The 21,381-nt window shown below is 72.4% G+C and carries 16 protein-coding genes; 5 read left to right on the forward strand and 11 right to left on the reverse strand.

All coding sequences use genetic code 11. From position 1 onward, the window contains the following. The coding region (gene pafA, locus VGP36_10720; GenBank protein HEV7655183.1) for a Pup--protein ligase at positions 1 to 1,137 on the reverse strand (1,137 nt) is incomplete at its 3' end. Between the two features lie 35 nt (positions 1,138 to 1,172). Between pafA and VGP36_10725 the strand changes: the two genes are divergently transcribed. Beyond that, the gene (locus VGP36_10725) at positions 1,173 to 1,577 is read left to right on the forward strand and encodes a hypothetical protein (protein ID HEV7655184.1); all 405 of its coding nucleotides are present in this window, start codon (positions 1,173 to 1,175) and stop codon (positions 1,575 to 1,577) included. Here the strand turns inward: VGP36_10725 and prcA are convergent. The 8 genes from prcA to VGP36_10765 form a co-directional block, all read right to left on the reverse strand. After that, on the reverse strand, positions 1,574 to 2,347 hold the full coding sequence (prcA, locus tag VGP36_10730) for a proteasome subunit alpha (protein ID HEV7655185.1): 774 nt from the start codon (positions 2,345 to 2,347) through the stop codon (positions 1,574 to 1,576). The two genes, VGP36_10725 and prcA, sit on opposite strands and share 4 nt — an antisense overlap. Positions 2,348 to 2,366: 19 nt before the next feature. Further along, positions 2,367 to 3,146: a proteasome subunit beta gene (prcB, locus tag VGP36_10735; protein HEV7655186.1), complete on the reverse strand. Its 780-nt coding sequence runs from the start codon at positions 3,144 to 3,146 to the stop codon at positions 2,367 to 2,369. A 105-nt stretch (positions 3,147 to 3,251) separates the two neighbouring features. Next, positions 3,252 to 3,464, reverse strand: a complete 213-nt coding sequence (locus VGP36_10740; protein ID HEV7655187.1) for a ubiquitin-like protein Pup — start codon at positions 3,462 to 3,464, stop codon at positions 3,252 to 3,254. A 181-nt stretch (positions 3,465 to 3,645) separates the two neighbouring features. Continuing rightward, positions 3,646 to 5,163 (reverse strand): depupylase/deamidase Dop, encoded by a 1,518-nt coding sequence (gene dop / locus VGP36_10745; GenBank protein ID HEV7655188.1) that lies wholly within the window; start codon positions 5,161 to 5,163, stop codon positions 3,646 to 3,648. 29 nt (positions 5,164 to 5,192) lie between these two features. Then, entirely contained in the window at positions 5,193 to 5,861 is a 669-nt protein-coding gene (locus VGP36_10750) for a hypothetical protein (GenBank protein HEV7655189.1), read from the reverse strand. A gap of 101 nt (positions 5,862 to 5,962) precedes the next feature. After that, positions 5,963 to 7,627, reverse strand: coding sequence for a proteasome ATPase (gene arc, locus VGP36_10755; GenBank protein ID HEV7655190.1), 1,665 nt, complete (start codon positions 7,625 to 7,627; stop codon positions 5,963 to 5,965). A 499-nt stretch (positions 7,628 to 8,126) separates the two neighbouring features. Beyond that, positions 8,127 to 9,011, reverse strand: a complete 885-nt coding sequence (locus VGP36_10760; protein HEV7655191.1) for a tRNA (adenine-N1)-methyltransferase — start codon at positions 9,009 to 9,011, stop codon at positions 8,127 to 8,129. Continuing rightward, positions 9,008 to 10,186 carry a site-2 protease family protein gene (locus VGP36_10765; protein HEV7655192.1) on the reverse strand — a complete coding sequence of 393 codons (1,179 nt, stop codon included), beginning with the start codon at positions 10,184 to 10,186 and terminating at the stop codon, positions 9,008 to 9,010. Before VGP36_10765 ends, VGP36_10760 begins: the two co-directional genes overlap by 4 nt. Before the next feature lie 402 nt (positions 10,187 to 10,588). On the opposite strand from VGP36_10765, the gene lepB reads away from it, so the two are divergent. The 4 genes from lepB (at position 10,589) to VGP36_10785 (ending at position 16,979) form a co-directional block, all read left to right on the forward strand. After that, entirely contained in the window at positions 10,589 to 12,313 is a 1,725-nt protein-coding gene (gene lepB / locus VGP36_10770; protein HEV7655193.1) for a signal peptidase I, read from the forward strand. A 51-nt stretch (positions 12,314 to 12,364) separates the two neighbouring features. Next, on the forward strand, positions 12,365 to 13,306 hold the full coding sequence (locus VGP36_10775; protein HEV7655194.1) for a PD-(D/E)XK nuclease family protein: 942 nt from the start codon (positions 12,365 to 12,367) through the stop codon (positions 13,304 to 13,306). A 377-nt stretch (positions 13,307 to 13,683) separates the two neighbouring features. Next, on the forward strand, positions 13,684 to 14,421 hold the full coding sequence (locus VGP36_10780) for an ABC transporter ATP-binding protein (GenBank protein ID HEV7655195.1): 738 nt from the start codon (positions 13,684 to 13,686) through the stop codon (positions 14,419 to 14,421). Next, positions 14,421 to 16,979: an FtsX-like permease family protein gene (locus VGP36_10785; protein ID HEV7655196.1), complete on the forward strand. Its 2,559-nt coding sequence runs from the start codon at positions 14,421 to 14,423 to the stop codon at positions 16,977 to 16,979. Before VGP36_10780 ends, VGP36_10785 begins: the two co-directional genes overlap by 1 nt. Positions 16,980 to 17,055: 76 nt before the next feature. Here VGP36_10785 and VGP36_10790 read toward each other — a convergent pair whose 3' ends face one another. Together VGP36_10790 and metH are read right to left on the reverse strand one after the other, a co-directional pair. Next, positions 17,056 to 17,724, reverse strand: a complete 669-nt coding sequence (locus tag VGP36_10790) for an HAD family phosphatase (protein ID HEV7655197.1) — start codon at positions 17,722 to 17,724, stop codon at positions 17,056 to 17,058. Continuing rightward, positions 17,721 to 21,284, reverse strand: coding sequence for a methionine synthase (gene metH, locus VGP36_10795; GenBank protein ID HEV7655198.1), 3,564 nt, complete (start codon positions 21,282 to 21,284; stop codon positions 17,721 to 17,723). Before metH ends, VGP36_10790 begins: the two co-directional genes overlap by 4 nt. Positions 21,285 to 21,381 lie beyond the last annotated feature (97 nt).

The raw sequence follows: 21,381 nt of genomic DNA on the forward strand, positions 1-21,381 counted from the left end.
CCGCTCGACCAGGCCCTTGGCCTGGAGCAGGTAGTGCAGGCCCCGTTTGCGATGGATGTCGTGGTAGGCCAGGTCGATCCGGGCGATCCGGGGCGAGGACAGCGGCAGGCTGTGCCGGGCCCGGTACCGCTCGATCAGCCGGTGCTTGATCACCCAGTCCAGCTCGCGGTCCACCAGGCTCAGATCGCCGGTCTCGACCGCGCGCAGGCCGCGCTCCCAGAGTTCGAGAACCCGCTTGATCACGTCGGTCTGCAGGCCCCGGGACTCGACGAAGTCCTTGGCTCGGCTGAGGTACTCCTCCTGGATCTCCAGGGCGGTCGCCTCGCGACCGTTGGCCAGCCGAACCTTACGCTTGCCGGTGAGGTCATGGCTGATCTCGCGGATCGCCCGGATCGGGTTCTCCAGGGTGTTGTCGCGCAGCACAACGCCGGCCTCGATCATCCGCAGCACCAGGTCGGTGCTCGCGACCTTGAGCAACGTGGTCGTCTCGCTCATGTTCGAGTCGCCGACGATGACGTGCAGACGCCGATAGCGCTCGGCGTCGGCGTGTGGCTCGTCGCGGGTGTTGATGATCGGACGCGACCGGGTCGTGGCCGAGGACACGCCCTCCCAGATGTGCTCGGCCCGCTGGGACACGCAGTAGACCGCGCCGCGCGGGGTCTGCAGCACCTTCCCGGCGCCGCAGATGACCTGCCGGGTCACCAGGAACGGGATGAGCACGTCGGCCAGCCGGGAGAACTCGCCGTGCCGGGCGACGAGGTAGTTCTCGTGGCACCCGTACGAGTTGCCGGCCGAGTCGGTGTTGTTCTTGAACAGGTAGATGTCGCCGGTGATGCCTTCCTCGTGCAGCCGCCGCTCGGCGTCCACGAGCAGGCCCTCGAGGATCCGCTCCCCCGCCTTGTCGTGCACGACGAGGTCCACGAGGTTGTCGCACTCGGGCGTCGCGTACTCCGGGTGGGAGCCGACGTCGAGATAGAGCCTCGCCCCGTTGCGGAGGAACACGTTCGACGACCGTCCCCACGACACGACCCGCCGGAACAGGTAGCGGGCCACCTCGTCCGGCGAGAGCCGCCGCTGGCCGTGGAACGTGCACGTCACGCCGTACTCGTTCTCGAGCCCGAAGATGCGCCGGTCCATGCCTGCCACCTTACGGCGTCGGTAGGTTCACGCACGTGACGAACCTCCCTGACCCGGCCACCGTCGAGGCGCTGGGCAAGATCAGCGAGGCGCTGGAGACCGTCGAGCGCGCCCGCGGCCACCTCTACTCGTTCCACCAGCTGTCCGGTACGGCCGACGCGCAGCTGCAGGACGGCGTGCGCGGCCTGCGCGAGGCCGGGCACGACTACCTGGCCGACGAGATCGAGGCCGGCCTGGTCGGCCGCAACGTGCTGCCGGACCGGTGGACCTTCCAGATCGTCGAGGAGTACGACGACGGCTACTGGTCGGTCTTCCGCGAGTACGAGAACCGCGCCCGCCAGTCCCTGGCCGGCGGCCGCCGCCACCTCTTCGAAGCCGGCATGAAGCAGGACGAGCGGGCGGGCAAGAACCCCGAGGCCATCACCCGGCCGCCGCGCTAGCTCGGGGAGCCCTCCTCGGGGTCCTCGTCCGGGCCGGCGTCGTCCTCGGGGTCCTCGGCCGGGGCCGGCGCCGCGCTCGGCAGGAGGGCGGTCAGGGCCGCGCCGGTGATGCGGCGGAACTTGCGGGCCGGCCGGGACCGCTCCAGGATCGCGACCTCCAGCGAGGGCGCCTCCAGGTCCCGGGTCTTGCCGTTGTCCGCGCCGACCGCGCCCAGGCCCCGGATGGCCAGCGCCAGCGCCCCGGGCAGCGTGAGCGTCTCGGAGTAGCCCTCCTTGAGCGCGGCGACGATCGGTTCGCCCTGCCCTCCCAGCACCACGTACTCGGGCTCGTCGAAGATCGCGCCGTCGAACAGGATCCGGTAGAGCCGGTCCTCGGCCGGGGTGGCCCCGACCTCGCCCACGCAGATCTCCACCTCGTACGGCTTCTGCTGGTCGGTGAAGATCGAGTTCAGCGTCTGCGCGTACGCGTTCGCCAGCGCCCGGCCGGTCACGTCCCGGCGGTCGTAGGAGTAGCCGCGGATGTCGGCCAGCCGGATCCCGGCCACCCGCAGCGTCTCGTACTCGCTGTAGCGGCCGACGGCGGCGAACCCGATCCGGTCGTAGATCTCGCCGACCTTGTAGAGCGTGCTGGACGGGTTCTCGGCCACGAACAGGACGCCCTCGGCGTACTTGAGGGCGACGACCGGGCGGCCGCGCATGATGTTCTTCCGCGCGTACTCCGCGCGGTCCCGCATGATCTGCTCGGCGGAGGCATAGAACGGCATCGTCATGGTGTGGTGTCCCCTCCGCTCAGATCGGGTTGGCGGTGCGCTCGACGACGATCTCCTCGGCGAACGTGGCGACCTCGTCGTCGGGGATCCGGCGGACACCCTCGGCGTCGGCCACCATGATCACCGGGAAGATCCGGCGGACCAGGTCCGGGCCACCGGTGGCCGAGTCGTCGTCGGCGGCGTCGTAGAGCGCCTCGACCGCGACCCGGACGACCTCGGGCCGGGTCATCCGCGGCCGCCAGAGCTTCTTCAGCGCGCCCCGGGCGAAGATCGAGCCCGAGCCGATGCCGGCGAAGTTGTGCTCCTCGTACGGCCCGCCGGTGACGTCGTAGGAGAAGATCCGCCCGGCCGTGCCCGGCGCGGAGCCGTCCAGGTCGAAGCCGGCGAACAGCGGCAGCACCGCCAGCCCCTGCATGGCCGCGGCCAGGTTGCCGCGGATCATGCTGGCCAGCCGGTTGGCCTTGCCGTCCAGCGTGAGGAGCGTCAACTCGATCTTCTCGTAGTGCTCCAGCTCCAGCTGGAACAGCCGGATCATCTCGATGCCGATCCCGGCCGTGCCGGCGAAGCCGACCAGGCTGTACGCGTCCGCCGCCGACACCTTCTCGATGTCGCGCTGGGCGATCATGTTGCCCATCGTCGCCCGCCGGTCGCCCGCCATCAGCACGCCGTCCCCGTACGTCGCCGCGACGATCGTCGTCGCGTGCGGCGCGAGGTCGCCGAGCTGACCGGGCGGCAGCGGCCGGCGGCCGGGCAGCAGGTCGGGCGCGGCGGACCGCAGGAAGTCCGAGAACGACGGCATCCCGGCCGCCAGGTACTCGGCGGGCAGCCGCCCGGCTGGGTGGTCAGCGGACACGGAACTCCTCGGTCGTCGTCGTGGACGGGGCCAGGGTGAGCACCCTAGCGATCACTGCCCGCCCTTCTGGACGTACCCGCGGACGAACTCCTCCGCGTTCTCCTCCAGCACGTCGTCGATCTCGTCGAGGATCGCGTCCACGTCCTCGGAGAGCTTCTCGTGCCGCTCCTGGACGTCGGTCTCGGCGGCCGCCTCGACCTCGTCGGTCTCCTCGGTGCGCCGGGTGGCCCTGCTCTGGCCACCGCCGGTCTCTCGTGTCGCCATCCGAACCTCCGCGTTGCCGGGGTTCCGACATTAGTCGGCGGTCACGACCACGGCACGTGACCCTGCCGCCGGTTCGCTCCCGGTCGGGCGGCCCAGCGGCGTCTTCCCTCCGCGGCGCTCCATGAACGCGGGCGTGGGGTCGCTGCGGTCCAGACGCCGCCGCGCCCGACCTCCCGCTCACTCACCCGCCGGACAGGGCCTCCACGAGCGCGTCCGCCGTGGGCGAACGGTCCAGCAGCGCGCCGACGTGGGCCTTGGTGCCCCGCAGCGGCTCCAGCGTCGGCACCCGGACCAGCGACTCCCGGCCCAGGTCGAAGATCACCGAGTCCCACGAGGCCGCGGCCACCTGCGAGGCGTAGCGGCGCAGGCACTCGCCCCGGAAGTACGCCCGGGTGTCCACCGGGGCCGCGTCCACGGCCCCGAGGACCTCGTCCTCGGTCAGCAGCCGCTCCATCGCACCGCGGGCCACCAGCCGCGAGTACAGCCCCTTCTCGGGGCGGACGTCGCTGTACTGCAGGTCCACCAGCTGCAGCCGGGGCGAGTTCCAGGCCAGCCCGTCGCGGGACCGGTAGCCCTCCAGCAGCCGCAGCTTGGCCACCCAGTCCAGCTCCCGGGCGCAGAGCATCGGGTCCTGCTCCAGCCGGGTCAGCACCGACTCCCAGCGGGACAGCACGTCCAGGGTCTGCGCGTCGGCGTCGCCGCCGAAGCGGTCCTCGACGTACTTGCGGGCCTGCTCCAGGTACTCCATCTGCAGCTGGACCGCGGTCAGGGTCCGGCCCGAGCGCATCGTGAGCAGGTGCTTCAGCGAGGCGTCGTGCGAGACCGCGCGCAGCGAGGACACCGGCTCCTCGACCGAGAGGTCCACGGTGAGGAACTTGTCCTCGATCATGGCCAGCACCAGCGAGGTCGTCCCGACCTTGAGGTACGTCGAGATCTCGGACAGGTTGGCGTCGCCGATGATCACGTGCAGCCGGCGGTAGCGCTCGGCGTCCGCGTGCGGCTCGTCCCGGGTATTGATGATCGGGCGCTTGAGCGTCGTCTCCAGCCCGACCTCGACCTCGAAGAAGTCCGCACGCTGGGAGAGCTGGAAGCCCTCGCCCCGGCCGTCCTGGCCGACCCCGACCCGGCCCTGCCCGGCCACGACCTGGCGGGAGACGAAGAACGGGGTCAGGTGCCGGACGATGTCCGCGAACGGGGTCGCCCGCGACATCAGGTAGTTCTCGTGCGACCCGTACGACTGGCCCTTGTTGTCGGTGTTGTTCTTGTAGAGCTGGATCGGCGGCTGGCCCGGCACGGACTGGGCCGCCCGCCGGGACGCCTCGGCCATGATCCGCTCGCCGGCCTTGTCCCAGAGCACGATGTCGCGCGGGTTCGTGCACTCCGGCGTCGAGTACTCCGGGTGGGCGTGGTCGACGTAGAGCCGGGCACCGTTGGTCAGGATGACGTTGGCCAGCCCGGCGTCGTCCTCGGCCTCCAGGTATTCCGGGCCGAGCGCGCTGCCCAGGTCGAAGCCGCGGGCGTCGCGCAGCGGGGACTCCTCCTCGAAGTCCCAGCGCGCCCGGCGGGTGCGCGGCACGTCGGCCCGCCCGCCGTAGCCGTTCACGATCTGCGACGACAGCAGCATCGCGTTGGCCCCCGGCTGGCCGGGCACGGAGACCCCGTACTCGACCTCGGTGCCCATCACCCGGCGAACCGTCATGCCCCTCAGCCTACGGCCGGGGCGCCCGGCTATGCACCGAACGTGACGCCCGCGAGGATCTTGTCCACTGCCCCGCCGCCGCCGGCGACCGTGTCGTGCTCCCGGAACGCGAGCTGCGAGGTGGGCAGCCACCACATCCGCGGGTCGAAGTTCTGATCCGTGTTCTGGCAGGTCACGAGCCAGTACCCGTACGCGGCGTTCTTGCTGCCGACCTTGCGGAAGCCGCTCTCGACCGACTTGCTGGTGGCCACCGCGGAGCTGTCGTTCCCGCTGCCGCAGGACGGCACGTCCGATCCCCACCACCACCCGTTCGGTGCGCCCGGGGCCGGGTCGGAGACCGAGCCGCCGGCGGCCCGGGTCGCCCCGATGTCGATCACCTCGAGACTGCAGCCGGTGTCGTCGACCAGGGTCAGGCAGAGGTAGCCGCCGTCGTGGGAGGCCGTCGCGACCCCGATCAGCGGGATCGTGGCCTTGCCGACGGTCACGGTCTTCGTGCCCGGCGGGAGGGTCGTACCCGAGGGGGCCGCGGAGCCCGTGGGAGCGCCGCTGCCGCCCTTGGGCAGCGGCAGGCTGCTGGCGCCGCCGCCCGCCGGTGCGGTGGCCCCTGCGGCGAGCTCGCCGGTGCCCGGTGTCGTCGTGGCGCAGCCGGCCAGAGCGATCAGCGCGGTGGTCCCCAGGATGGCGGCGGCTCGGTTCACGGCAGCGACCCTACGTCCCCGCGCGGGGGTCCGCGCCAGCCGGGAACGTGCCGGAGGCCGCCGCCCGGTGATACCGGGACGACGGCCTCCGCCGACGGTTACTAGAGGTATTGACCCGTGTTCGAGATGGTGTCGATCGCCCGGCCGGACTCGGCGCCCTTGCCGGTGACGAGCGTGCGGATGTAGACGATCCGCTCGCCCTTCTTTCCGGAGATACGGGCCCAGTCGTCCGGGTTGGTGGTGTTGGGCAGGTCCTCGTTCTCCCGGAACTCGTCCAGGCAGGCGGTGACCAGGTGCTGCAGCCGCAGCCCCTTCGTACCGACCTCGAGGAAGTCCTTGATCGCCATCTTCTTGGCCCGGTCCACGATGTTCTGGATCATGGCGCCGGAGTTGAAGTCCTTGAAGTACAGGACCTCCTTGTCGCCGTTCGCGTACGTCACCTCGAGGAAGCGGTTGTCCTCGGTCTCGGTGTACATCCGCTCGACGGCGCGCTGGATCATCGCCGAGATCGTCGCCTGCCGGTTGCCGCCGTGCTCCGCGAGGTCGTCCTCGTGGATGGGCAGCGTGGTGGTGACGTACTTGGTGAAGATGTCCCGCGCGGCCTCCGCGTCCGGCCGCTCGATCTTGATCTTCACGTCCAGCCGGCCCGGGCGCAGGATCGCCGGGTCGATCATGTCCTCGCGGTTGGAGGCGCCGATGACGATGACGTTCTCCAGGCCCTCGACGCCGTCGATCTCCGAGAGCAGCTGCGGCACGATCGTGTTCTCCACGTCGGAGGACACACCCGAGCCACGGGTGCGGAAGATCGAGTCCATCTCGTCGAAGAACACGATGACCGGGGTGCCCTCGCTGGCCTTCTCCCGGGCCCGCTGGAAGACCAGGCGGATGTGCCGCTCGGTCTCGCCGACGTACTTGTTCAGAAGCTCGGGGCCCTTGATGTTGAGGAAGAACGACCGGCCGGCGTCCTGACCCCGGACCTCGGCGACCTTCTTGGCCAGCGAGTTGGCCACCGCCTTGGCGATCAGCGTCTTGCCGCAACCGGGCGGGCCGTAGAGCAGGATCCCCTTCGGCGGGCGCAGCTCGTGCTCGCGGAACAGGTCCGCGTGCAGGAACGGCAGCTCGACCGCGTCGCGGATCTGCTCGATCTGGGACGCCAGGCCGCCGATGTCGGTGTAGTCGATGTCCGGGACCTCTTCGAGGACGAGCTCCTCGACCTCGGACTTCGGGATCTTCTCGTAGACGTAGCCGGAGCGGGGCTCCAGCAGCAGCGAGTCGCCCGCGCGCAGCCGCTCGGTCAGCAGCGTGTCGGCGAGGTGCACGATCCGCTCCTCGTCGGTGTGGCCGATGACGAGCGCACGGTCGCCGCCGGCCAGCAGCTCCTTGAGCATCACCACGTCGCCGGCCCGCTCGAACTCGCGCACGAGGACCACGTTCAGCGCCTCGTTGAGCATGACCTCCTGGCCGACCCGCAGGCCCTCCAGCTCCACGCTCGGGCTCACGGCCACCCGCAGCTTGCGGCCGCCGGTGAACACGTCCACCGTGCCGTCCTCGTACGTCTGCAGGTAGACGCCGTAGCCGCTCGGCGGCTGGGCGAGCCGGTCGACCTCCTCCTTGAGGGCGACGACCTGGTCGCGCGCCTCCCGGAGGGTGCCGGTCAGCTTCTCGTTCCGTTCGGTGAGCGTCGCCACCCGGCTCTGGGCCTCGGCGAGCCGCTCCTCGAGCACCCTGAGGTGGCGAGGGGACTCCGTCAGCCTGCGACGGAGCATGGAGACCTCCTCCTCTAGGAAGGAGACCTGCGTCGTGAGCTCGTGAACGTCCTTCTCGTACCTCGAGGCACGGATCTCCTGGTCGTCGGAGTCGCTGGCCACGATCACCACCTCCTGCGGCAACCTGCGGTCAAAGTCACCCTACACAGCGGGACCGACACTAAGCCTGTTCGCCGCCGATCCGCTGCCCTGCGCGAAACCCGTCCGCGTGTCCTTACCCGGTAGGGCAGGCGGATCCTCGGCGCGGACGGGTGAAACGCCGGTCGTCCGCCGGCCACGGGGCCGCCGTGCCGGGCCCGCCGGACGGTTCCGGACCGCTACCGGCGGACCGGTCCCGGCCGCCGGACTGCGCACGTCAGAGCGGGTGTGCCAGGCTTCCGGGCGCGGCCGTGCGGCGTCCCGACGGGCCGGATCCGGGCCAGCGTTTCCCGGTCCGGCCGGCGGCCGGCGGACCCCGCCCGCGGCGGCCGGTGCCCGAACGTGACGGCCGTGAAAATTGTCACTGCGGGGGCGAGAACGGGCTGCCGGGGTCGCCCTCCGCGGACGCCGACTTCGCCGGCCGGCGCTGCCGCACCGGGGCGGTGACACCGGCCGCCAGCCGCCGGGCCGAGACCAGGAACGCGGTGTGGCCGACCATCCGGTGCTCCGGGCGGACCGCCAGGCCGACCACGTGCCAGGGCCGGACCAGCGTCTCCCAGGCCGCCGGCTCGGTGAACCCGCCGTGCTCCCGCAGCGTCTCCACGATCCGCGACACCTGGGTCACCGTCGCCACGTACACCATGAGGACGCCGCCGGGGACCAGCGCCGCCGCGACCGTGCCGAGCACCTCCCAGGGCGCCAGCATGTCCAGCACCACCCGGTCGGCGGGCTCGTCGGCGGGGTGGTCGAGCACGTCGCCGTCGCGCAGCTCCCAGGCCGGGTGCGGGCCGCCGAAGAACCGCTCCACGTTCTTGCGGGCGACGGCCGCGAACTCCTCCCGCCGCTCGTACGAGGTCAGCGTCCCGGCGTCGCCCACGGCCCGCAGCAGCGAGCAGGTCAGCGCGCCCGAGCCGGCCCCGGCCTCGATCACCCGGGCGCCCGGGAACACGTCGCCCATCGCCACGATCTGGGCCGCGTCCTTCGGGTAGATGACCGCCGCGCCGCGCGGCATCGACAGCACGAAGTCCGACAGCAGCGGCCGCAGCGCCAGGTACTGCGTACCGGAGGGCTGGGCCTTGACCACGATCCCCTCGGGCGAGCCGATGAGATCGTCGTGCGCGAGCGCGCCCCGGTGGGTGTGGAATGACCTGCCCGGCTGGAGCACGACGGTGTGCAGCCGGCCCTTCGGGTCGGTCAGCTGGACGGAGTCGCCCTCGGCGAACGGGCCGGTGGTGGTGCGGGTCATGGCGTGGATCCTGCCGGGGCCTGCCGGCGCCCCTGCAGGACCCTGGCCACGTCCACCGCGGACAGCACGCCGACCGCGTGCCCGTCCCGGCCGACCACCAGGTATTCCGAGGCCGGCGTCCGGCGGAACGCCTCGACCACCTCGGCCCCGGACAGCGAGTCGGCCAGCACCAGGCCCGGCTCCAGCGGCCGGGCCACGTCGGCCACGGTCGTCCAGGGCCGGCGCGCTTCCGGCACCGCCATCACGTGCGACTCGCTCACCAGCGCCCGCGGGCTGCCGGTCGCGTCGACCACGACCAGGCCGCGGACGTGCGCGCCCCAGGCCCGGCGCAACGCCTCCGCGATCGGCAGGTCCGGCGGCACCGAGATCGTCGGGCGGACCAGCGCCGCGATGTCGACCGCGGGCATCCGGGCGCTCACCGTCGCGCTCGACAGCGACTGGGTCGCGCCGACCCAGATGAACGCGGCCAGCAGCCCGGCCAGCAGCACGTTGCCGATCCCGAGGGCGGTGTCGCTGGGCACGCTGACCACCGCGAAGACCAGCACCAGCACGGCCACCGCGCGCCCGCCCCAGGCCGCGGCCCGGGTGCCGGTGAGCTTGTTCCCCGAGACCTTCCAGACGCCGGCCCGGACCAGCCGGCCGCCGTCCAGCGGCAGCCCCGGCAGCAGGTTGAACACCGCGACCGCGAGGTTGCTCCAGACCAGCAGGAAGATCATCGTCCGGGCGATCGTGCCGCTGTCGGTCAGCGGCAGCAGGGCGGCGCCGATCGCGGCGAGCACCAGGCTCACCAGCGGGCCGGCCACGGCGACCAGGTACTCCTGGGCCGGGCCCTCGGGCTCCTTCTCGATCTCCGACACGCCGCCGAGCAGGAAGATGACGACCCGCTTGACCGGCAGCCCGAAGGCCAGGCTGACCGCGGTGTGGCCGAGCTCGTGGGCCAGCAGCGAGATCGCGAGCAGGACGGCGAAGGCGAAGGCCACCGCGTACGACCCGGCGGTGCTGATGCCCTCGACGGTCTGCTCGACCAGCGCCGAGTACGTCAGCGTGATCAGCAGCGCGATGAACAACCAGGACGGCGACAAGAACAGCGGCACGCCGAAGAAACGACCCACCGGCAGACCGCCGGAAGCGCTCCGGGAGGGGCCCTGGGCCGGCTCGCGCGCTGGCTCGGCCATGCGGAGATCGTACGGGGAACGGGTGTGCGGTCGCTGTGCTGGGCCGTCGTGACCTACCGTGATCCCATGACCCGTCCGGGCGCACCGCCCCCTCGGGGGCGCCACGCTGCGCCCGAGGCCGGTCCGGGCGCGCCCGGACGGCACGCGGCGGCGGACCCCGCCGCCGACGCTCCCAGCCGGCACGCTGCTCCCGAGGCCAACGGTTACTCCCCCGAAGCCGGACGCCGGCGCCGACACGCCGCACCGGAGGACGAACCGACGCCTTACGTCACTCCGGCGGATGGCTCCATCCGCTCTGTTTCCGGCCGCGCTGACTCCGGCCGCCCTGTTTCCGGCCGCTTCGTTTCCGGCCGTTCTGACTCCGGCGGCCCGTACGACGCCGGCCGCGCTGACCCGGGTCCGGTGGTTCCGGTCGCGGGGTTCCCGTACGTGGCGCCGCCGGCGGGGACGGTGGCGTTCCCGCTCAACGGGCACGGCGTGGACGGGGCCGAGCGGGACGCGGCGGCCTGGCCGGTCAACGGTCACCACACCCACCTGCCCGGGCATCGTCCGGCCAACGGCGAGACCGTCGCCTGGCCGGACCCGTCGTCCCGCAACGGCCACGCCCCCGGCCCACGGGGCCTCAACGGCCACGCTGCCGACCCGCCGTCCGTCGTCGACCGGCCCTCCCCCCAGGGCCATGCTGCCGACCCGTCGTCCCGCAACGGCCACGCTGCCGACGCGCTGCCCCGCAACGGCCATGGTGCCGACCCGTCGTCCCGCAATGGGAACGTCGTCGACCCGCAGGGTCTCAACGGCCATCGCGACCCGTCGGCGCCGAACGCCTACCGAGCCGAGGCTCCGGCCGATCCGCCGGCGCTGAACGGCTATCGGCCCGACCTGCCGGGCGGCCGCGGCTATCCGAGCGACCCGCCGGCTGTGAACGGCTACCGGCCCGACTCGCCGACGGCCGACGGCGCGCTGGTCGACTCCCCGGGACTCAACGGCCATCGCGCCGGCGCGCCCGGGCATCGGTCCGGTCCGCCGGCCGTGAACGGCTACCCGGCCGACCGGCCGAACCTCAACGGGCACGGCGTCAACGGCGTCAACGGGCATGCGCCGGTGCCGCTGGCGGGCTGGCAGCGGGAACCGTTCCGGCCCTCGTACCCGCCGATCCTCCCCGACGCCGCCGACCTGATCGGCCGGCCTCCGGCCCGTCCCCTCCTCGGCCCGGACCGCCTCACCCCGGGTCCGCTCCCGGCCGCCGGACCGACCTCCCTCGCCGGCCCCGCTCCCTCCACCCCGAGCGCCCTGCCGGCTCCCGACCGTCTCGCCCCGAACGCGCTCGCCGGCCCGAACGCGCTCGCCGGCCCGGACCGGATCGGACCGGGCGTGCTACCGGATCGTGCTGGGCCGGGTGCGGACCGGGTGGGGGCGACGTCGCTCGTGGGGCCGGGGACGGGGGTTCCGGCGCCGGCGGGGATCGAGGAGGAGACCGAGGTCCTGCGGCGGTACGTGCCGGCCGGCGAGGTCCTCGATCGCGAGATCGACGACGCACCGCCGGCACAGCACGCCGCCCCGGTGAAGCCGCCGCACCCGCCCCGCGCGGTCGTCCGCCGCCGCCGTGCCCGCCGGCGCGCGCTCGAGTGGCCGTTCCTCATCGTGTTCGCGCTGCTGTCGGCGTACCTGATCCGCGCGTACGCGGTGCAGACCTTCTACATCCCGTCGGCCTCCATGCACGAGACGCTCCTCGAGGGCGACCGGGTGCTGGTCAACAAGATCAGCTACCACCTGCACGACATCCACCGCGGCGACGTGATCGTGTTCGCGCGCCCGCCGAACCTCCAGGTCGACGACGACGACCTGATCAAGCGGGTGGTCGCGCTGCCGGGCGAGAAGGTCGAGGCGCACGGCGGCAAGGTCTACGTCAACGGCGCCCCCCTCACCGAGCCGTACGTGGAGCCCGCCTGTACCGCCGGCACCAGCGACTTCGGCCCGATCACGGTGCCCGCCGGCCGGATCTGGGTGATGGGCGACAACCGCTGCAACTCCAGCGACAGCCGGGTCTTCGGGCCGATCGACGAGAAGCTCGTGGTCGGCCACGCGTTCGTGCTGGTCTGGCCGCCGGGCCGGCTGTCCCGGCTGTGACCCGCGCGCCGGGTCGCGGTCCTGTCGTACCCCGGAGCTAGGGTCGTCGCCATGACCGGAGTGGTGGAGCAGACGGAGCCCGAGCGCGTGCTCGCCGGCTCGCTGTCGCCCTCGCGCGCGTCGGACTTCAAGACCTGCCCGCTGCTCTACCGGTTCCGCTCGATCGACCGGATCCCGCAGAAGCCGACGACCGACAAAGCCCGCGGGACGCTCGTGCACGCGGTGCTGGACCGGCTGTTCGACCTGCCCGCCGGCGCCCGGACGTACGAGGCGGCGGCCGCGCTGGTGGAGCCGGAGTGGGCCGCGATGGCCGCGGCCGAGCCGGAGACGGCCGAGCTGTTCGCCGCGGGCGGCCTGCCGGAGTGGCTGGACTCGGCCCGCCGGATGGTGGCCGGCTACTTCGCGCTGGAGGACCCGAGCCGGCTGGAGCCGGCCGCCCGGGAGCAGCTGGTCGAGGCCGTGCTCGACCTGGGCGAGTCCCCCGGCCTGGCCCTGCGCGGGTACGTCGACCGGCTGGACGTCGCGCCGACCGGCGAGGTCCGGGTGGTGGACTACAAGACCGGCGCGATCCCCCGGATGGCGTACGAGGCCAAGGCCCTGTTCCAGCTGAAGTTCTACGCGCTCGTCCTCTGGCGGACCCAGGGCACGGTCCCGCACACGCTCAAGCTGATGTATCTCTCGGACCGGGACACGCTGGCGTACCGGCCGGACGCGGAAGAGCTGGAGCGATTCGAGCGCACCCTGGTCGCGGTCTGGCGGGCGATCGAGCGGGCGGTGACGACCCGGGACTTCCGGGCCAACCCGAGCCGGCTCTGCGGCTGGTGCGACTACCAGGCGCTGTGCCCGGCCCAGGGCGGCACCCTGCCGCCGTATCCCGAGCCGACCCCGGCGGCCGACGCGGTCGAACCGGCCGCCGGCATCACCCCGGCGGCCGACGCGGTTGGGCCGGCCGCCGACGTCACCGCGGCGGTCGTCGCGGCGCCGACCGGCTGACCCCCCGGGGCGTACGGCGGCTGACCGCGCATCCCTCGTCCGGTGGAGACGCGTCTCCACCCTGCGCGCGATGTGCCCGGCCCCGCGTCTCCGTAGCGTCCTGAGCAGCACCTGAGAACGCCTGTCACCGGGCTGAGCCTCGGGGCAACCCCTGAGGAACTCGGGGGTAAACCCCAATGTCCCGGTCGTGCCCGCCCACCTAGCGTTTCTGACGACGAGATGACCTTTCGGCCCCCGGCCCGCCGGGTGGCCCCCAGAGGGGAGACCACGACGTGACCAGTCCCGAGACCGGCACCCACACCCGGCACCGGGCGGACGAGACGGACGGCGGCGTCCGCCACGAGGATGGCGCGGCCGGCGCGCCGGCCGCGCAGGCGATCGACCTGCGCAAGGTCTACGGGACCGGTCAGACCCAGGTCGCCGCGCTGGACGGTGTGAGCGCGACGTTCCCGGTCGGCCAGTTCACCGCGATCATGGGCCCGTCCGGCTCCGGCAAGTCGACGTTCATGCACTGCCTGGCCGGGCTGGACCTGCCCACCTCCGGCGAGGTGATCGTCGGCGGCGCCCGGCTGGCCGGCATGTCGGACAAGCGGCTGACCGCGCTGCGCCGGGACAAGGTCGGCTTCGTCTTCCAGCAGTTCAACCTGCTGCCGACGCTGACGGCCGAGGAGAACATCACGCTGCCGCTGGCGATCGCCGGCCGCAAGCCGGACCGGGCCTGGTTCGATCAGGTCGTGGCCGCGGTCAACCTGGCCGACCGGCTCAAGCACCGGCCGACCGAGCTGTCCGGCGGCCAGCAGCAGCGGGTGGCCTGCGCCCGGGCGCTGATCAGCCGGCCCGCGGTGATCTTCGCCGACGAGCCGACCGGCAACCTGGACTCGCGCAGCTCGGCCGAGGTGCTCGGCTTCCTGCGCCGCTCGGTCGACGAGCTCGGTCAGACCATCGTGGTGGTCACCCACGAGCCGTCCGCGGCGGCGTACTCCGACCGCGTCCTGTTCCTGGCCGACGGCCGGATCGTCGACGAGATGGCCAACCCCACCGCCGACTCCGTGCTGGACCGGATGAAGACCCTGGAGCACGGCCAGGACAGCATGTACCAGCCGGTGGGTGTGTGATGCTGCGGACCACCATCAAGTCCCTGCTGGCGCGCAAGCTGCGGCTGACCCTGTCCGCGCTCGCCGTCGTGCTGGGCGTCGCGTTCGTGGTCGGCGCGTTCGTGCTGACCGACACGCTCGGGCACACGTTCACCGACCTGTTCAACACCGTCAACAAGAACATCGCGGTCGACGTCCGCGGCGGCGAGATCACCTCCGGCTCGGCCAACAGCGACGGCGGCGGCCGCGAGGACGTGCCGGCCGCCGCGATCACGGCGATCCAGAAGGTCGACGGCGTCGCCGAGGTGCAGGGCAACGTCGTCGACGCGCGGGGCAACGACGTCAGCGTGCTCGGCAAGGACGGCAAGGCGCTGTCCACCAACGGCGCGCCGATCATCGCCGGCAACTGGATCCAGTCCGACCGGCTCAACGAGCAGAAGGTCGTCTCCGGCCGGGCCCCGCAACAGGTCTCGGCGACGCCCGGCGCGCCGCGCGGCCCGACCGAGGTCCTGATGGACGGCCGGCTGGCCGACAAGGCCGGGGTGACGGTGGGCGACACCACCACCGTGTTCCTGCCGACCGGGCAGCGGCAGGTGAGCGTCGTCGGCCTGGTCCAGTACTCCAACGGCAAGGACACCCTCGGCGGCGAGTCCTACCTGTTCTTCACCACCCCGGACGCCCAGCGGCTGCTGCGGGTCCAGGGCTACTCCGACCTGTACGTCGCCTCCGCCGACGGCGTCTCCCAGGACCAGCTGCGGAACCGGGTCGCGGCCGCGCTGCCGGGTGGGCTGGAGGCCGTGACCGGCACCCAGCTGGCCGACGAGCAGGCCAGCGACCTGCAGAAGGGCATCAGTTTCCTCAACACGTTCCTGCTGGTGTTCGCGGCCGTCGCGTTGTTCGTCGGCGCGTTCATCATCTTCAACACGTTCTCGATCCTGGTCGCGCAGCGGACCCGGGAGCTGGCCCTGTTGCGGGCGCTCGGCGCCTCCAAGGGGCAGGTGACCCGCTCGGTGCTGCTGGAGGCCGTCGTGGTCGGCGGCCTGGCCTCGGCGATCGGCCTCGGTGCCGGCATCGGGGTGGCGATCGGGCTGCAGGCGCTGTTCGGCGCGTTCGGTGCCGGGCTGCCGTCGGCCGCGCCGATCATCGAGCTCCGTACGGTGATCGCGGCCTTCGCGGTCGGCATCATCATCACGTCGGTCGCGGCGCTGCTGCCGGCCCGGCGGGCGGCGAAGGTGCCGCCGGTGGCGGCCATGCGGGACGCGGCCACGGCCGACCGCTCGCTGTTCCGGCAGACCATCGCCGGGATCGTGCTGACGATCGGCGGCGCGGTGGCGATGACGTTCGGCCTGACCGGCAGCGGGCTGGCCGTGCTGGGCCTGGGCACGGTGCTGGCGTTCCTCGGCGTGGCGCTGCTGTCGCCGCTGGTGAGCCGGCCGGTGACCGGGGCGCTGGGGCTGCTGTTCCAGCGGTCGCTGCCGGGCCGGCTCGGCCGGCAGAACTCGCTGCGCAACCCGCGGCGGACGGCGTCCACCGCGGCGGCGCTCATGATCGGGCTGGCGTTGGTGGCGGCGGTCGGGGTGCTCGGCTCGTCGCTGAAGGACAGCGTCCGCAAGATCGCCTCCGAGGCGATCGGGGCCGACTACATCGTCTCGCCGACCGCGGTCGGGATGGGTCCGGACGCGTTCGGCGCGGTGCAGAAGGCCCCGGGCGTGGGCATGGTGACCGGGCTGCGCGGCGGCCAGGCGACCATCGACGGCTCGGACGAGTTCCCGACCTCGGTGTCGGCGGCCGCGCTCGGAACCACCATCGAGCTGTCGCAGAAGGCCGGCGACGTCAAGGACCTCGGCCCGGGCACGACGCTCATCTCCGACGACGTGGCCAAGGACAAGAAGCTCTCGGTCGGCTCGACGGTGCCGGTGACGTGGGAGGACGGTGACAAGGGCAGCCTGCGGGTGGTCGGCGTCTACGCCTCCAACCAGCTGATCGGCAAGTACCTGGTGGACGACTCGGCGGCCTCGCACTTCCACCAGCAGCTGTACTTCGCGGCGCTGGTCAAGGCCGCTCCCGGGCAGGACGTCGGGCAGCTGCGGCAGTCGCTGGACCAGGCGATGAAGCCGTTCCCGAACATCCAGGTGCAGAACCAGTCCGAGTTCGTCGGGGACGCGACCAAGCAGATCGACCAGCTGGTGCAGTTCTTCCAGCTGCTGCTGGCGCTCTCGGTCGGCATCGCGATCCTCGGCATCGTCAACACGCTGGCGCTGTCGGTGCTGGAGCGGACCCGCGAGCTGGGGCTGCTGCGGGCGGTCGGCATGAGCCGGCGGCAGGTCAAGCGAATGGTGCGGGTCGAGTCCGTGCTGGTGTCCGTATTCGGCGGGTTGCTGGGACTGGCGGTCGGCGTGGTCTTCGGGGTCGCGTTGCAGCGGGCCCTGATCAGCCAGGGCGTGACGGAGCTGTCGTTCCCGGTGACGCAGCTGGCGGTCTACCTGCTGCTGGCCGCGGCGGCGGGCATGCTGGCGGCGTGGCTGCCGGCCCGGCGCGCCTCCCGGCTGAACGTCCTGCGGGCGGTCGCCACCGACTGACCCGTACGCCTCGGCGAGGCGCCGGACGGTCCGCGGGCCGTCCGGCGCCTCGCTCTGCGCAGCGAGCGCGCGTTGTTCAGGCGGCGCGGGCGAGGAGGCCGGCGAGGTCGGCGACGGTGATGCCGGCGAGCGTGCCGGCGAAGGTGCGGCCCGATCCGGCCGGCACCGGGACATCCCCGGCCGGCACCACCAGCACCGCGCACCCGGCCGCGGACGCCGACTCCGTCCCGGTCGGCGAGTCCTCGATGGCGACGGTGGCCGCCGGGTCGACGCCGAGCATCCGGGTCGCGGTCAGGTACGGGTCCGGGGCCGGCTTGGCGTGCTCGACCTCGTCCCCGCAGACGGAGACGTCGAACAGCTCCTCGACCAGCGGCCCGAGCGCGAGCCGCACCAGGTGCCGCTCGGTGTTGGTCACCAGAGCGGCCGGGATCCCCGCCGCCCGTACGGCGTTGATGAGCTCCCGCGCCCCCGGCCGCCAGACCAGCCCGCCGGCGAACCGGGTGCTCGCCTCCTCGAGGAGCCTCTTCCCGCTGGCCACCGGATCGGCGTCGGGCCGCCCGACGTCCCGGTGCACGATCTCCACGGAGACCGCGATGTTCGTGCCGAGCGTCTCCTCCCGCGCCGCCGGCGACAGCTCACCACCGAGCCAGTGCGCGAGCTCCTGCAGCGCCTCGTCCCACACCGGCTCGGAGTCGACCAACGTCCCGTCCATGTCGAACAGCACTGCGGACAGAGCCTTGGTCACGTCGCGAAGTACTTCGCCTCGGGGTGGTGCACGACGATCGCCGACGTCGACTGCTCCGGGTGCAGCTGGAACTCCTCGGACAGCTCCACGCCGATCCGCTCGAAGTCCAGCAGCTCCCGCACCTGGCGCTGGTCCTCCAGGTCCGGGCAGGCCGGGTAGCCGAAGGAGTAGCGGGCGCCGCGGTATCCGAGCTTGAAGAACTCCTCGACGTCCTCGGGGTCCTCCCCGCCGAAGCCGAGCTCCTCCCGGACCCGCGCGTGCCAGTGCTCGGCCAGCGCCTCGGTCAGCTGCACGGACAGCCCGTGCACCTCCAGGTAGTCGCGGTAGGAGTTGGCCGCGAACAGCTCCGCGGCGAACTCGCTGACCCGCTGGCCCATGGTGGCGACCTGGAAGGCGACCACGTCGGTCTCACCGGAGTCCCGGGCCCGGAAGTAGTCGGCCAGGCACAGCCGCCGGTCCCGGCGCTGCCGCGGGAAGGTGAAGCGCACCCGCTCGGTGCCGTCGTCGCCGAGGATGATCAGGTCCTCGCCCTTGCTCACGGCCGGGAAGTAGCCGTAGACCACGGCCGCCTCGAGGATGCCCTCGGTCTGGAACCGGTCCAGCCAGTAGCGCAGCCGGGGACGGCCCTCGGTCTCCACCAGCTCCTCGTACGACGGGCCCTTGCCGCCGCGGGCGCCGCGCAGCCCCCACTGGCCGAGGAACGTGGCCCGCTCGTCCAGCAGCGAGGAGTAGTCGCTGAGCTGGACGCCCTTGACCACCCGGTTGCCCCAGAACGGCGGCGTCGGGATCGAGTTGTCGGTGGCGACGTCAGAGCGCACCGGCCCGCTGTCGGGCTCCGCCTCCTCGGCGGCCTTGCGCTCGGCGGCGATCCGCAGCGACCGCTCCCGGCGCGTCCTGCGCTCGGCCCGCTTGGCGTCCTCTTCGGCCGTCCCGCTCGCGCCGGCCAGGTTGGGCTCGGCCGCCCCGTCCGGGGTGGCGGCCGCGGGCACGCTCCCCCGCCGCGCCGCCATCAGCGCGTTCATCAGCCGGAGACCCTCGAAGGCGTCCCGCGCGTATCGCACGTCGCCCGCGTAGACCTCGGACAGGTCGTGCTCGACGTACGCCCGGGTCAGCGCGGCCCCGCCCAGCAGCACCGGGTACTTCTCGGCGACGCCGCGCGAGTTCATCTCCTCGAGGTTCTCCTTCATGACCACGGTCGACTTCACCAGCAGCCCGGACATGCCGATGACGTCGGCGCCGTGCTCCTCGGCCGCGTCCAGGATCGCCGAGATCGGCTGCTTGATGCCGAGGTTGACGACCGTGTAGCCGTTGTTGGACAGGATGATGTCCACGAGGTTCTTGCCGATGTCGTGCACGTCGCCCTTGACCGTGGCCAGCAGGATCCGGCCCTTGCCGCCGTCGTCGGACTTCTCCATGTGTGGCTCGAGGTAGGCGACCGCGGTCTTCATCACCTCGGCTGACTGCAGCACGAACGGCAGCTGCATCTCGCCCGAGCCGAACAGGTCGCCGACGGTCTTCATGCCGGCCAGCAGCGTGTCGTTGATGATCTCCAGCGGCGGCCGGTTCTCCATCGCCGCGTCGAGGTCGGCCTCCAGGCCGTTGCGCTCGCCGTCGATGATCCGGCGCTCCAGCCGCTCGGACAGCGGCAGCGCGGCCAGCTCCTCCGCCCGCGACTCCCGGGCCGAGCCGGCGTCCTTGCCCTCGAACAGCTGCAGGAACCGCTGCAGCGGGTCGTACCCCTCGCGGCGGCGGTCGTAGACCATGTCCAGCGCGACCTCGCGCTGCTCGTCCTCGACCTTGGACATCGGCAGGATCTTCGACGCGTGCACGATGGCCGAGTCGAGCCCGGCGTTCACGCACTCATGCAGGAAGACCGAGTTGAGCACCTGTCGCGCGGCCGGGTTGAGCCCGAAGGACACGTTGGACAGGCCGAGCGTCGTCTGCACCTGCGGGTAGCGCTGCTTGAGCTCGCGGATGGCCTCGATCGTCTCGATGCCGTCCCGGCGGGTCTCCTCCTGGCCGGTGCCGATCGGGAACGTCAGGCAGTCGACGATGATGTCCTCGACCCGCATGTCCCACTTCTCGACCAGGTCGCGGATGGTGCGGTCGGCGACCCGGACCTTCCAGTCCGCCGTCCGGGCCTGGCCCTCCTCGTCGATGCACATCACGACGACGGCGGCGCCGTGCTCCTTGATGATCGGCATCGCGCGGGCGAAGCGGGAGTCGGGGCCGTCGCCGTCCTCGAAGTTGACCGAGTTGACCACGCACCGGCCGCCGAGCATCTCCAGCCCGGCCTCGATCACCTGGGGCTCGGTCGAGTCGAGCATCAGCGGCAGCGTGGACGCGGTCGCGAAGCGGCCCGCGATGTCCTGCATGTCGCCGGTGCCGTCGCGGCCGACGTAGTCGATGCAGACGTCCAGCATGTGCGAGCCGTCGCGGATCTGGCTGCGGGCGATCGCGACGCAGTCGTCCCAGCGCCCCTCCAGCATCGCCTCCCGGAACGCCTTGGAGCCGTTGGCGTTGGTCCGCTCGCCGATCATCAGCACGCCGGCGTCCTGCCGGAACTGCACCGACTGGTAGAGCGAGGACGCGGCCGCCTCGGGCCGCACCTTGCGGCGGACCGGCTCGACCTCGCGCACCGCCTCGACCACCTGGCGCAGGTGCTGCGGGGTGGTGCCGCAGCAGCCGCCGACCAGGCGTGTCCCGTACTCCCGGACGAAGGTGGACAGCGCGGTGGCCAGCTCCTCCGGGGTGAGCGGGTAGGTCGCGCCGTTGGCGCCGAGCTCGGGCAGGCCCGCATTGGGCATCACCGACAGCGGGATGCGCGCGTTGCGGGACAGGTAGCGCAGGTGCTCGCTCATCTCGGCCGGACCGGTCGCGCAGTTGAGCCCGATGAGGTCGATGCCGAGCGGCTCCAGCGCGGTTAGCGCGGCGCCGATCTCGGAGCCGAGCAGCATCGTGCCCGTCGTCTCGACGGTGACCTGGGCGATCAACGGGATCCGGCGGCCGGCCGCGGTCATCGCCCGCTTGGCCCCGACGATCGCGGACTTGGTCTGGAGCAGGTCCTGCGAGGTCTCGACCAGCACCGCGTCGGCGCCGCCGGCCAGCAGCCCGGTGACCTCCTCCTGGTACGCGTCGCGCAGCGTCCCGTAGGGCGCGTGGCCGAGCGTCGGCAGCTTGGTGCCGGGGCCGACCGAGCCGATCACCCAGCGCGGCTGGTCCGGCGTCGAGTAGGAGTCGGCGACCTCGCGGGCCAGCCGGGCGCCGGCCTCGGCCAGCTCAGTGATCCGCCCAGGGATGTCGTACTCGGCGAGGTTGGCGAAGTTGGCCCCGAACGTGTTGGTCTCGACCGCGTCGCAGCCGACCGCGAAGTAGGCGTCGTGGACGCCGCGGACCACGTCGGGCCGGGTCACGTTGAGGATCTCGTTGCAGCCCTCGAGGCCCTCGAAGTCGTCGAGCGTCAGGTCGGCGTCCTGCAGCATGGTGCCCATCGCGCCGTCGGCGACGATCGGGCGCTCACGCAGGGTGCTCAGCAGGCTTGAGTCGACACTCGGGGACATGGTCGAGAAGGGTACCGGCGGGTGGTCACAGGGCGCTGATGTTGTCCACAGGGGTGGCGGCCGTCCACAGATCGAGCGCCGGTCACCGCCCCCGAGC

This window comes from Mycobacteriales bacterium, assembly GCA_035995165.1.
In the GTDB taxonomy this organism is placed as follows: domain Bacteria; phylum Actinomycetota; class Actinomycetes; order Mycobacteriales; family CADCTP01; genus CADCTP01.